Genomic DNA, 12,805 nt, shown 5'->3' on the forward strand with positions numbered 1-12,805 from the left:
AAAATACTGGAGGTAAACTCATGAGCATCGATACGCTCCCATCAGGAGTGCTAAACGAACTACAGACTAATTTTCAGGATTCAAGGCCTCAATCTATGCTGGATTCGATTAATATGTCGCCAGAGAGCAGAAGACTCGTTGAGCACAACAGCTTTGCCTTGCTCATTGCTGTGATTGCCGATCAATCAGTAAAATCAGAGATTGCCTGGAACCTGCCCTATGAACTCAGTCAGAGAATTGGCACTGACCATTTAAATCCGGGATGGATTATTGAACATATAGAATCCATCAGAACTGCGATTGCGCAAAAACCGGCTCTTCACCGATTTCCTCAGAAAATTACGGATTATATTTTGTCTCTGTCAACAATTATTGAGACAAAGTATCTTTCTTCAGATCACTTTTTGAATAATTCTTTGAATTATACTATTTTTGTATCAAATATCAAGGAAGTAACTGGGATTAGTGATAAAAAAGCAAATTTCTTATTCTTGATTCTTGTACTAGATTTTAACTACAAATTTGCAAATATGGAGAACAGCGCTGTTCTTTTTGATTCTCATCTGGAGAAATGGCTGTCTCAACGATTCAACAAAAAAATAACGAAAAGCGAAGCAAACCAAATCTGCACCTATGTATCACCTGAAAATCCGGCATTGCTTTGTCCATATATATGGAGTACGGATCGGAAATCGAAGTGAATCTACAAAATAAATGATTGGTGATCATCTTTATATAGGCTTAGAAAAACCAGGCTACCCCTGGTCCTTGTCGTTCACTCTTTATACGGCTTTAATTCACCAAACTTGTGCTTCAATGACACTTCAGTTGCTCGCATCAACAGAGGCGGCCGCGGGCGATCCGGGAGCCTCCTCGGTCAACCCGCTGTCTGCGGGGTCTCCCCTGGCTCGCATCAACAATACTAGTCCCGCAGGAGTCTCGCACTTTCGTTTTTGAACCTAAATCACGGCGAAGTAACGCCGATCACCCTAGTGACTAAGTCCAAATTTTTTCACTTTCTTTCCTCTTGTAAAAAAGTCGAGCAGGAAACGGATGCCGTTTCCTGCTCGACTTTTTCTAGTTCGGAGGTTTCGATCTTTCTTGAGCTCCATCTCCAACATTCACAAACTTTATCTCCATTCTTGTTCCAAATTAATACTCAATCTCCCCTGTCCACTCGAGCATTCCTCCGGTCATATTTTTCACATTATATCCGTAGGAAGCCAGAATGGTACAAGCGACCCCGCTTCTGCCTCCTGAATGGCAGACAATGATATGTTCGTTTCCCTTGTCGATTTGATTTATGCTGGACTGAATCACATTTACTGAAATATTGACTGCGCCAGGGATATGGCCGCTTTCAAACTCATCTGCTTCTCTGACATCGATGATGCTGTCAGCCTTATCTTGTGCCAAGAGTAACTCTACTTCATACGGCGAAATCTCTTCAAACATGGCCACTTCTCCTTTTTGATTTATCATGCGTCAGACCAGCGTTTCTTAGCAGGTCTTGTCTATTAATTTACCGCGATTATGCAGCGATGTAAAATATGTCACACTCATGACTTGATGTTTTTGTATGTACCTAAATTTCTATACCCTGTTCCGAATAGTCCGGTTGATTTCTTAAATGAATCCTTCGCTCAACATAAGGAATTATCACAAAGTACAATCCTGTTCCACCCAGACCGATTGCAGTGATGATGAGTGAAGTGGCGAGTGGCGTCAGATAAGTGCCAATTGTGATGGTCAATGATGCAATCAGCATCGCAAGATTATATTTCAGCCCGTTTATTGCCATATATATACTTCTCGCATTTTCCGGTGGAATAGCGGCTGCGTACGATTGCTCGACAGGTACCCGGAATACTTCACCGATGGTCAGAACAATCATGAAACTGACCAGCAGCCAGACATTATTGGAGTAGGATAATACACCATAACCAACTGAAAACAACATGCAGCTGATTACCAAGGTCGTTTTATCCTTCAGCAAGTGACTAACTTTGGAAACAAACAACACAAGCAAGGCAACCAAGAGTGTATTCTCACTGCGCAGAATACCCATCATGGTTAATCCGTTGACCGGCCAGAACAATAAATATTGAGTGGGCATATGCTCACTCAGCCGGATTCCGATGTAATTCGTTAATTGTAGTTCCATCGAGAAGACAAGAACTCCAGCAATGACAAAAACGATAAAGAGTTTATCCCGAAAAACCCTTTGGTAACTTTTAAATATCTGATAAAAATGCTGGTGCAGAGCCATTCCATTACTTTGCTGCTTCGCATGACTTTCTTCAATAAAAAAGGCGACAAGAATCACAACACCGATTTCAACAACACATAAGGCAACGAATAATTCAAAAAGATAGTGCTGAAAGAGTAATGCCCCAAGAATCCCACCTATGGCAATTGATAAATTGTTCGCCCAGTAGGTTATCGAATACATCAGCTTGCGCTGCTCGGGTGTGCTCACATCAATCATCATGGCGTCATTCGCCGGTCCGGCCATACCCCAGCAAATACTGTTGATGATCATCATCATGAAAGTGATCGACGGTGACTCAAAGAACGGTGAGTTGCTGACCATCATCATGAAAAAAGCTGCAAACCTTGCGCATTCCGCCCAAAACATCACTTTTTTCCGTCCGAACTGGTCTGACAAATAACCACCTAGAAATGAATTGGCAACGCCAATGAAAATATTGATTAATAACAGTAGTCCAGTCGTTTTGGCCCCAAAATGTGCGGCTAAGTAAATGGTCATAAAAGGGAAGATCATGCCGCCGACAAAACGGCTGGTAAAGGTTTCAATGATTCTAATTTTAATATTTTTGTGAAAGTCTCTGAATCTCATAATATGCCTTCTTTCCGCCAACAGAAACATCTGACAATATGTATATTGCTTTCTTAAATGAGTTCCCAAGAGCAAATAGTATATCATTAAATGTTATCAATTGTAACTTTTTTCAAAAAAAGATGATCATGAAAACAGAACATTTATGGTAGGATGAATATGCCAAGTATTTGTTCAGCTAAACTAGTTGCTGGAGTGAGTTCACTGACATCCATTAACCGTAATTTTCTATACATAATTTTATTTTTTGCCGCTTTTGCACTTTCCACATCAGCAATTTTTGTCAAGCTTTCCGATGCTCCTTCAACGATTATCGCCGGATATCGCATGCTGTTCTCAGCGCTTATTCTCATGCCATTTCTATTGTTAAAGAAGGCGAACTGGCATGAGTTGAAAAAGCTGTCAAAAAAGCAATGGCTGCTTGGGGTATTATCAGGCGTATTTCTCGCTGCCCACTACACCCTATGGTTTGAATCGCTGCGCTTCACGTCTGTTGCAAGCTCGACGGTGCTTGTCACGTTGCAGCCGTTGTTCGCTTTTATTGGGGGCTATTTTCTTTTTGGTGAGAAATTAACCCGCCGTTCATTTTTTGGCGGACTCTTGGCAATTGCCGGAAGCGTGATTATCGGATGGCAAGACTTTCAGGTCAGTGGAACTGCTTTCTTTGGCGATGTACTCGCATTAATCGCCGCAGGCGTCATCACCGGTTATTTCTTGCTCGGGCAAAGTCTTCGGAAGGAGCTATCACTTGTTCCCTACTCCATTATCGGCTACGGAAGCAGTGCTTTCTTTCTTCTTGGCTATTCAATGTTTTATGGCTTTTCATTGACCGGATACGCTTCAGATAATTGGGTTTGGTTCATTGGTCTTGCTCTCATCTCCACGATTTTAGGTCAAACGATTTTTAATTGGCTACTCAAATGGTTGAATACATCAACCATTTCTATGAGTATTGTTGGTGAACCTGTCGGAACATGCATCCTCGCCTATTTTATTCTCGGGCAGGGTATTACCCTTCAGCAAGGGATCGGCATCTTCGTGATTTTCGTCGGTATTTCGATCTTTTTAACAAAAAAATAAAACAGTGATGTAAAAGATTAGCCCTTTTACATCACTGTTTTTTGGTTTACTCTCATCAATCGGTCAAATAGATTTCTATACGCTCCTTGCCCTTACCTAAATTTCTTCTTTTCAACAGGATTGGTCCGACTTCACCTGTTTTTTTAATATGCGTTCCTCCGCATGGAACCCTGGAAAATCCTTTAATTTCCCAGTACCTTCTTTGTTTTTCTTCATCACTGAACGCACTGATGATCTCAAGATTTGATTGAATCATTTCGTTAACCTTATTTTCCAGTTCTGGAAAAATATTCGAGATGTTCCCATCCCAGTAAAAATCGACACGTGCCTTATCAGCGGTAATATTCGCTCCGATTTTTTCAGGATGGTTATAATTTTGATATACATTTTCCAGCACAAGTTCGGCCGCAAAATGGAGACGCATTAATTTATACCTCTTTTCCCAATCAATCTTGACCGTGACGTCATCGCCTGATTCCAACGAATGATTGGGTTCCAGTTCATAATAAATTTCTTTGCTGTCTTTTCGTGCCTCTATTATTTCATATCCGCCAATTGTCCCCGAGTCGGATTGCTGACCGCCATTAAAAGCATAAGCAATGGTTTGATCAACTGTTATCGTCTGATCATGAACACTAGTTATTTTTGCTTCAGTTTCAGTTAAGTACGGATTTTCCCAAAATAATTTCCTTACTGGCATTGGTTACCCTCCCTTTGAACGCGGTTCTTAAGTACTTCAGTCACTTTATTTCTTCAATGTCGTAATCATGCCCTTAATGAAAGTATCAAAGGCAACCGAAATCGAATCTTCCAAAGGAACATTCATATTAAAGCCGCCTCGTCTCTCAAGGGTGTTAAATCCATGCGATAGGGCTCGCAAACCTCTAATGATATGAATCGCGTGCTCTTCACTCAAATGGTATGGCTCTAATACACGTAACAGCATAGAAATAATTTCCGAGCTGATTTTTTCTATTTCCTCATTTTGGGGATCTGGTGCTCTTAACATTGCATCATACAGCCCCGGATTCTCACTCATAAAATGAATGTCTGCCAGTCCAATCGACTTTAGTGCCACATCACCTGCTTTTCCTACTGCCGACATCATGATCTGATGGGAAAGTTGCTTCAATGCATGCACAGCCAGTTCATTTCTTAGATCATTTAAGTTCGAGATATGATTATAAAGAGAAGGTGTCTTTATTTTTAATACTTTTGCAAGTTTAGCTAATGTAAGCGATTCATAGCCCTCCTGATTCACAATTTCCTCACTGACTTGGAGAATTGCTTGTCTGGTAATCTTTTCTCTCATTTTTCACCGCTCAGCTTTCTTTCAAAGATGATTTAATCGATTTGATAGTAAAAGAATGATCTTATATTTTCATCATATCACTATTTTAATTAGCATTATAACTAACTAAGTAAGTTTTGTGAAGAAAGCTCAAGCAAAATATAATAACAGATACTTTCAACAGAAAAGGTAAATGATGCGTTGACAAACTAATAACATTAGTTTATATTCTAATTATGTTAGTTATACAGATAAGCTTAATTCACGGTTACGTCGTTCAATTCAATTAGGTTTTGGCGACAGTAAACCAGTTGGTGGTCAATCAATCATAAATAGGACGGGAGTTGGAATGAAGATGAGCTTTCTTATCTTATTGGTACTTTTTATATTTGTCAGTGGTTGGTTAGATTCAAAAGTCCGTAAACGGAAAGGGGAAAATTAAATGTTTGCAGGACATTTTGCATTGGCATCCGGTGTAAAAGCAAAAACCCCTCAAGTGCCTTTATGGGCGCTTATGCTGAGCACACAATTACTTGATATACTCTTTGTACCTTTATTGTTAACTGGAGTTGAGACCATCGTCCCTGTTGGAAACGGAGGATACGGCGAAGCGGTTATTCACGCAGACTACACCCATTCTTTAATCGGTGCGCTGCTTATCTCTCTGATTTTCGGGTTCTTGGCTGCTCGTCTCTGGGGACGTAAAGGCGGAGTCATTATTGGATCAGTTGTTTTCAGTCATTGGATTCTTGATTTACTCGTCCACCGTATTGATTTGCCTATATTCCCAGCTAATATCGGTAACTTTCCTCTATTAGGCCTTGGCCTGTGGAGATACCCGGTTATTAGCATTCTATTAGAAGGCTTGTTCGTCATCGTAGGATTAATTTTATATATACGGTCGATTGTACCCGGAACCAGTGGCAAGACTCGGGTTATGGCAGTAATTTCAGCAAGTGTAATGGGCACCTTGCTCTCTCTTTCACTCCTTTCCAGTATTCTTGGATGGGCATAAGACACCGAAAATAAATCGGGACAAGAGAATTGTCTCGATTTTTTTACGCAATCAATCATGATCGTGAAAATAACGTAATGAAATCCAAACTTAAAAAGGATGCCTGGACTTAACCCGAGCATCCTTTACGATTATTTCTGATTTAGAGCTACGAATACATTTTTCAAATGATCTTTAAGTTGCTGAACATAAGAAGTGGCGTCAGGATTCTTAACCACATCGTTGAAAGAAATACTTGGCAGTTTTTTTAAGCCAATAAACTCGTGGGTGTAATGGAACGCCGAGAGTACCTCATCCACCGACTGCCCGTTAAAAAATGAAGCCGGATTGTTAAAGACCTCAATTGGGGCATTCCAAGTTGTTGATACTAAATAGCTCTTTCCTGTAAGCAATCCGCCTCTGCCGTATTCAGTTCCCCCCTTATAAAACTGTTTACCGTTATAAATATCTTCAAAATAGCGTTTTAAAACTGCCGGTGCCCCGAACCAGTATATAGGGAATTGGAATAGAACAACATCCGCTTTCCCCCATTTCTCATCTTCTTCCTTTACCTCATAACCATCTTTAACCGTTGTTTTCAACAGTTCAAAACCATTGTCTTTAAGATAATCCGCTGCTGTTTCGGCTAATAAGGTGTTTAGTTCTCCTTTGGATGCATAGTCGTATTGATTGTCTGTACCATTAATAATAAATACCGTTTGTTTTCCCATTGCCAGCCCTCCAAAATTTTTCATCATAGTACACAAATTAGATGAGGTGATGTCCTCCATCAACATGAATAATGTTCCCCGTCATAAAGCCATTTTCCATTGCATGAATGGCGCTCTTGGCAACATCTTCAGGCAAACCAACTCTTTCCACAGGTAGTTGTGCCGCTACATTCTGGTAGTACGCGGCTCTATCACTTTCATTCATTGACGCGCGTGCCGGTGTGTCGATAATGCCAGGCGAAATAACATTCACACGGATTGGAGCTAATTCCAGTGCCAATGTCTGGCCCAGATTCGCAATCGCTGCATTTAACGCCCCGAGCGCTGAAGCTCCAATCATATGCTTGAAAGCGACGACTCCAGAAAACAACACAATTGATCCGCCTTTCCGAATGTTAGGCGCTCCATATTTCGCGGCATAATATTGTCCCCAGAATTTATTGTCAAAAAGTTGGCGGGCAGTTATGGTTTCTGTTTCTAAGAATTTACCGCCTCCTGTTTTTGCTGCTGGAACAGCAAGATGATTTATTTCTCCGATTTTCGCAAAAAAGTCCTTAACGGCGGCTTCGTCTTCAACATCAAGAGAATAATAGGTTACATTCCCAAGCTGTTTCTGTGCAGCCTTTAATTTGTTTATCGTCCTACCAGCAATAATCACTTCTGCTTCCTTTTGCACGGCTAATTTTGCAATTTCAAAACCGATACCTGAACTTCCTCCGATAATGACGACACGTTCATTCTTCATGTATTTGCCCCTCCTTACGTGATGATGTTATTATCGTCCCATTAATATACTAAGTAAAGTATGGATTTTTATTGAAGTAAGTATACTTTTTGTATAAAATGATCTTATCAGTGAATTGGAGGGATTTCTGATGTTCACAAAATTAACCCGAGATTCATCACAGAATTGTCCGATTGAAGCATCACTTAACTTAATCGGTACAAAGTGGTCTTTTTTAATTATTCGCGAGTTGATGATCGATGGAACACTAAGATATAATCAGATACTGAAAAATTTGGAGGGCATCAGCCCGAGAACCTTGTCTGCTAAATTAAAGCTGCTCGAAGAATCAAAGATTATTTCGAAAAGGGTATATGCGGAAGTTCCCCCTCGTGTCGAATATTCATTAACGGATTTCGGTAAGAAGCTGGAGCCTATCTTTTTGGAACTCAAGAAATTTGGGATCACCTTACAAAAATAAGCGGTAGGTTTCATGAAAAATAGGAACCAGAGTGAAAAAATCGCTCTGGTTCCCTTTTGGATTGTGATAAAATAATTCGTTGGTAAGGCCTTTTCAACGTGCTCTTCGGCTAACTTTACTGATGACGAATCTGCTCTTTGGTAAGGTGGGTATTCTTGATAGATTGATGCTTAGGTCCTGAATGGGTAGTTCATATTCAATCTGATTGGCTAAATAGTTCAAACTAGCTTCCATTACGTTTATGGTTAACCATTCTCCAGCACAGCGATGACCACGATAACGGTCACCCCCGCCCTGTGGAATAAAGTCAAAATTCCCGCCTTTCCAATCGTTAAAGCGTTCCGGATTGAATACATCAGGCTGCTCCCAAATACGCGGATCGTGATTCATTCCATAAATATCAAGCAAAACCAACGTTTCTCTATTGAATGGATGTTGTTTCCAGGTAAAGTCATGTCTTACCCGGGCTCCGACGAAAGGAGTAAACGGATAAAAACGCCGGATTTCCTGTACAAACTGTTGAACAAATTGCCCTTCACCGTGCTGAAGTTTCTCAACGTATTCCGGATGTTCGTGGAGTGCATGTGCGCCAAAGACAATATAGGTCGCAATCGCAACAATCGGCCTCAAAATGTTCAGTAATTCAACTGCGGCAATATTGGTTTCCAGTAGTTGCCCATTCAGTTCCTGATGCCATGCAATCGTGTATGCTGCTGTTTCTTTTGGCGGGTTAAATTCTCCGCTTCGTATCTTTTCAACGATCTCTTCGATCCATTGTTCAGATCGCGTCCGAGCACCTTTTCCTTGCCAATGCCTTGGACCGACTGCCCCAAACCCATCAACCATTTTTCCTAAATCGTCCGCCCTTTGCTTGACTTCATCTTCTCTTAGTGGAACACCCGCCCATTGACAAGAAATTCTACATAGCATCTCTTGAACCTCATCGAAAAGGACCACCTGATCCACTGTTTGCCATTTTACAATCGCTATTTCCCACTGTTTTTTTGTTAAATCAACGATATCCTTTAAACGTTCATCGCTCATTAAAGACATGAACATGTGCTTTCGATGCTGATGTTCATGTCCGTCTAAGCTTTGAACACCTTTTTCACCAGTTAACGTTTTTTGAATTCTCTTAGGCAAGGCCTTCTTTCGTTCAAATTTATCGTTATCATAGAAGATCTCTGCCGCTTCCTTGCCTGTCATACAGATTACATTTTGAGCAAATAATCGTGTCTGGAAAATATCAGTCTGAAGCCGTTTGCATCTGTTTTGAATAAATAAATAACCTTCAGAGAGTAAAGACAGACTTTTTTCTAGACCTTCATCTTGTGGAATTTGAACTTTTAGATTCCCGTCCATTCGATTAATCTTCTCCTTATATGACAGCCTTTTGATTCACAAATTTTAATAGTATCGGTATGTACATATTCGCTTGGAATTATTCACACGCCGTAATGCAAAGACTGTTTTTCATATATGGAATACATCGTTTCAAATTATGTTGATTACTCCTTGCGACAGAGAATAAGATGTATTTCCCAAAGCACTTATATTCTCGGCAGGACGAGGCCGTATTTCGTTCCGGGAGGTACAAGATATAAGATCAGCTTTCAAAAGAAATAGTTCCATTCGAATGAGCACGCACAGTGATTCCCTGGCTTAGTTCTACAGTAACGGGAAATGCACCGGAAACTTTATTAGAGAAGAACCACGTTCTATTAACAGGTCCAAGTAAAAAATATCCTTTAAAATCCCCCATAAAATTAAGCCCTTTTTCATTCAAGGGTTTATTATCTAGTGGTTTAAAGCCTTGATTTAATAGTTTTTTACCTTCCACCAAAACATCATTAACAGTTAGATTAATTTCGCTGATATTAATGACATCATCAATGGAAAAGTCCTCTTTTCTACTTATGCAGCTTTTTCGCCCGATGAATTCAACAACGTTTCCTGCCGAATCATAAAAGTAAAAAGACCTAGCATTCAGAAATTCAAAATAGACTTCATCATCCCCCCCTTCCGTGTTTAAGGGCACTTTTGACTGTATCCATTCTTTCGCCGATTTAAATAAGGTTCCAGGAATAGTAAAAGCAAAATGGTAGACAGGAGTTTTATTTAATGCACATGGTTTGAAAGCCAGCTTACTGCTCCCAATTTTCAGGATTAATTCGTCTGAGCTTTCTTTTTCAACTTCAAAACCTAACACTTCTGAATAAAATTTCTTAAGCTTTTTTAGCTGATCCGTACAAAGAGTTACCTTCGCAATATTCATACTCATCCCTCTTTCAGTCATTTATTAGATGAAAAAGAGCGAGACAGAAACATCTCGCTCGTTGCAATTGATCAATCTCATTGTTCAGCATTCTCTATAATGTTCAAAGTAATTAATGAAAAAGACTAGAAAGCCTCGTACCAATGGGGCTTCCCATTCCAGTGCATGCATCCCATCCAGCATGGGCGTCATAAGCGTCGGCTTCCCGGCTCGAATCATTGTTTCCAATCGTAATATCTCGCAGAGATGATCGAGTGGAATCCTCGTAGAGTATTGAGTTCATAAAACCAATCGGATGGCCAAGATTCTGATTGATCAGCGCAATCAGTCCCGCCCAAAGGGGTGCAACAGCACTTGTCCCGCCAATTACAGTCCGCTGTCCGTCTACCAATATCTGGTACCCGGTCACAGGATCCGCATTACCGGCTACATCAGGCACTCCTCGTCCTGACTTTGCACCCGGATTAGCCGAAAGCGGTACTTGTGCGTTCGTTTGCCACTCAGGCAAATTGAAGTACTCACTGACTCCACCTCCTGTGCTGCTATTTGGTCCGTTATTCCAGACGGTTTCGTTATTTATGGTAGAACCGCTCCCTACCAGACGCGTGCCGCCGCAAGAAAGAATGTTCGGACTGGATGCGGGAAAATCAACATGAACCAAACCATCATTGACACCATCAGAAGAACCGCGATCACCCGCTGCACTGCAAATGGTCACCCCAAGTGCCCGTGCATCCTGAAACGCGCGATCCATCGCTTTCATCGCCTGCTGTGTCCAGTTACTTTCCGAACTTCCCCAGCTGATCGAAATGACCGATGGTTTGTTCTTATTATCGTGAATGGCCGTATTGATAGCATTTAGAAAACCCGCATCGGTATTTGAGGCAAAATATACTGCGATTTTCACACCTGGAGCGACCGCTCCTGCGACCTCAATATCTAGGACAACTTCTCCATCCGGACCACTGGGATCCCCAGTCGGTTGATTGCCAACGTCATTTACTTGCACTTCAACAACATCCGGTGCATCAAGAGACAATCCTGAGAAATACTCCCTCAATTCATCAGTTTTATAACCGCCGCCAAGCTCAATAATGCCGATACATTGTTCATTTGCGCTGATGTCTGAAGGAAAGCTGTAAAGCTGGGCAACCTGTGCAGGGGTGTACGATTGTCTCGCTTGACGACTTTGTATGGTTTGATCCGTTTCATGAAGAATCTGGAAATGTGTGCTCACTTGAGGGCGATTGTCGAGACCGAAGATACTTTCGACAATCCCATCGAGTTCTTGAGGAATCTTAACAGAACCGCTGTGTCCACGATAGGTAAAATTAGGGTGTTTAAATTGCTGTAATTGAATGCCGAACGCTCGATTAAAATCGGCTGTCTTTCCGGAAAGAATCATCGTACCTGCGGCAATATTGACCTCTTTCACTTTTAAACGATGTGCGTTCGCAAAGATTTCCACTTTGTTTAGGTCTTCCTGTTTTGCACCATAAGTACTGACGAAATCTTCCCGACTTAGAGAATTCCCTTTATTTTCAGCAATAAAATGGCTGATCGAAGGCCGGTGTACGAGAATAGTGACTGTCATCTCTTTGTTCGGATCTGCAGGACCAATTTGATGGGCATTGGCCAACTGATGACGCTCACTCTGAGGCAACGGTATTTCATGCGAAGGTTCCTGTCCATATTGTCTGTTCAACAAATGATCATCCTTATTCATGATTATTCACCTCTGTATTGAATTGATTTCAATTTACCACCGTTTTCTTTGTTTTTCATGGTGCTTTCGTTTGAAATTGCAAAAAAATCTGAACGAAAATGGTTCAAAATCATTCCCCAGATCTGAAATTCCCGCACCGGAATGTACGTTCCTATTATATCAACAAAAGGTTAATATAGAAAGAATAAAACTCTAAATAATCTGAAATTGTTTTAAATAAACCCTAGAGAAGTATAGAATACCTTCAAAGAACGACATACAAATCTGCAAACGAGATTTTCCTCTCTGAATATGGCATACTGAGACAAGCGCCATAAGAAACAAAACGGAGGAATTAATCATGAAATGCAAAATCAATCGAAATGCCGCAAAAGTTATGAAAACAATGCTTGAAAACGAAGATGCAAAAGGACAGATGCTTCGCGTCATAGTGACTGAGCATCATGGAGACCACGCCCATTATGCGCTGACTTACGGAACACCCACAGAGCATGATGAAATTGTTCACACAGACAAAGAAATTGACGTGCTCTTAGATAAACGTGAGGAGCTCCTTGATGGGATATGGATCCAATTTTTTTATGTTCCGGAACCAGGATTTGAAATCAATAATCCAACAAAAGGACATCACCATCATTTTTAA

Annotated in this window: 14 protein-coding genes; 5 read left to right on the plus strand and 9 right to left on the minus strand. The window is 40.9% G+C overall.

All coding sequences use genetic code 11. The annotated features are described in order from the left end of the window. The first annotated feature begins 20 nt into the window (after positions 1-20). Positions 21-701, plus strand: a complete 681-nt coding sequence (locus P343_RS19770; protein WP_023508413.1) for a hypothetical protein — start codon at positions 21-23, stop codon at positions 699-701. A gap of 451 nt (positions 702-1,152) precedes the next feature. Here P343_RS19770 and P343_RS19775 read toward each other — a convergent pair whose 3' ends face one another. Next, positions 1,153-1,455, minus strand: a complete 303-nt coding sequence (locus tag P343_RS19775; RefSeq protein ID WP_023508415.1) for a rhodanese-like domain-containing protein — start codon at positions 1,453-1,455, stop codon at positions 1,153-1,155. Positions 1,456-1,585: 130 nt separating this feature from the next. Further along, positions 1,586-2,860: an MDR family MFS transporter gene (locus P343_RS19780; RefSeq protein ID WP_023508416.1), complete on the minus strand. Its 1,275-nt coding sequence runs from the start codon at positions 2,858-2,860 to the stop codon at positions 1,586-1,588. Between the two features lie 159 nt (positions 2,861-3,019). On the opposite strand from P343_RS19780, the gene P343_RS19785 reads away from it, so the two are divergent. Then, positions 3,020-3,940 (plus strand): DMT family transporter, encoded by a 921-nt coding sequence (locus P343_RS19785; RefSeq protein WP_023508417.1) that lies wholly within the window; start codon positions 3,020-3,022, stop codon positions 3,938-3,940. Between the two features lie 55 nt (positions 3,941-3,995). On the opposite strand, the gene P343_RS19790 is transcribed toward P343_RS19785, so the two are convergent. Then, positions 3,996-4,640 carry an alanyl-tRNA editing protein gene (locus P343_RS19790; protein WP_023508418.1) on the minus strand — a complete coding sequence of 215 codons (645 nt, stop codon included), beginning with the start codon at positions 4,638-4,640 and terminating at the stop codon, positions 3,996-3,998. Positions 4,641-4,685: 45 nt separating this feature from the next. Further along, on the minus strand, positions 4,686-5,252 hold the full coding sequence (locus P343_RS19795; protein WP_023508419.1) for a TetR/AcrR family transcriptional regulator: 567 nt from the start codon (positions 5,250-5,252) through the stop codon (positions 4,686-4,688). Between the two features lie 421 nt (positions 5,253-5,673). Between P343_RS19795 and P343_RS19800 the strand changes: the two genes are divergently transcribed. Beyond that, entirely contained in the window at positions 5,674-6,246 is a 573-nt protein-coding gene (locus P343_RS19800) for a hypothetical protein (RefSeq protein WP_023508420.1), read from the plus strand. Between the two features lie 131 nt (positions 6,247-6,377). Here P343_RS19800 and P343_RS19805 read toward each other — a convergent pair whose 3' ends face one another. Together P343_RS19805 and P343_RS19810 are read right to left on the minus strand one after the other, a co-directional pair. Beyond that, a complete protein-coding gene (locus P343_RS19805; RefSeq protein ID WP_023508421.1) occupies positions 6,378-6,956 on the minus strand; it encodes an NAD(P)H-dependent oxidoreductase in 579 nt (192 codons plus the stop codon). Positions 6,957-6,993: 37 nt separating this feature from the next. Continuing rightward, entirely contained in the window at positions 6,994-7,701 is a 708-nt protein-coding gene (locus P343_RS19810; RefSeq protein WP_023508422.1) for an SDR family oxidoreductase, read from the minus strand. A 130-nt stretch (positions 7,702-7,831) separates the two neighbouring features. Here P343_RS19810 and P343_RS19815 point away from each other — a divergent pair, with 130 nt between their 5' ends. Beyond that, positions 7,832-8,161, plus strand: coding sequence for a winged helix-turn-helix transcriptional regulator (locus P343_RS19815; protein ID WP_023508423.1), 330 nt, complete (start codon positions 7,832-7,834; stop codon positions 8,159-8,161). A gap of 93 nt (positions 8,162-8,254) precedes the next feature. On the opposite strand, the gene P343_RS19820 is transcribed toward P343_RS19815, so the two are convergent. The 3 genes from P343_RS19820 to P343_RS19830 form a co-directional block, all read right to left on the minus strand. Next, complete coding sequence (locus P343_RS19820) at positions 8,255-9,523, minus strand: CYP152 family fatty-acid peroxygenase CypC (RefSeq protein WP_023508424.1); 1,269 nt, start codon at positions 9,521-9,523, stop codon at positions 8,255-8,257. 244 nt (positions 9,524-9,767) lie between these two features. Continuing rightward, on the minus strand, positions 9,768-10,436 hold the full coding sequence (locus P343_RS19825) for a VOC family protein (RefSeq protein ID WP_023508425.1): 669 nt from the start codon (positions 10,434-10,436) through the stop codon (positions 9,768-9,770). Between the two features lie 112 nt (positions 10,437-10,548). Then, the gene (locus tag P343_RS19830; RefSeq protein ID WP_023508426.1) at positions 10,549-12,162 is read right to left on the minus strand and encodes a S53 family peptidase; all 1,614 of its coding nucleotides are present in this window, start codon (positions 12,160-12,162) and stop codon (positions 10,549-10,551) included. Between the two features lie 340 nt (positions 12,163-12,502). On the opposite strand from P343_RS19830, the gene P343_RS19835 reads away from it, so the two are divergent. After that, on the plus strand, positions 12,503-12,805 hold the full coding sequence (locus P343_RS19835) for a heme biosynthesis protein HemY (protein ID WP_023508428.1): 303 nt from the start codon (positions 12,503-12,505) through the stop codon (positions 12,803-12,805).

This window comes from Sporolactobacillus laevolacticus DSM 442, assembly GCF_000497245.1.
Lineage (GTDB): Bacteria > Bacillota > Bacilli > Bacillales > Sporolactobacillaceae > Sporolactobacillus > Sporolactobacillus laevolacticus.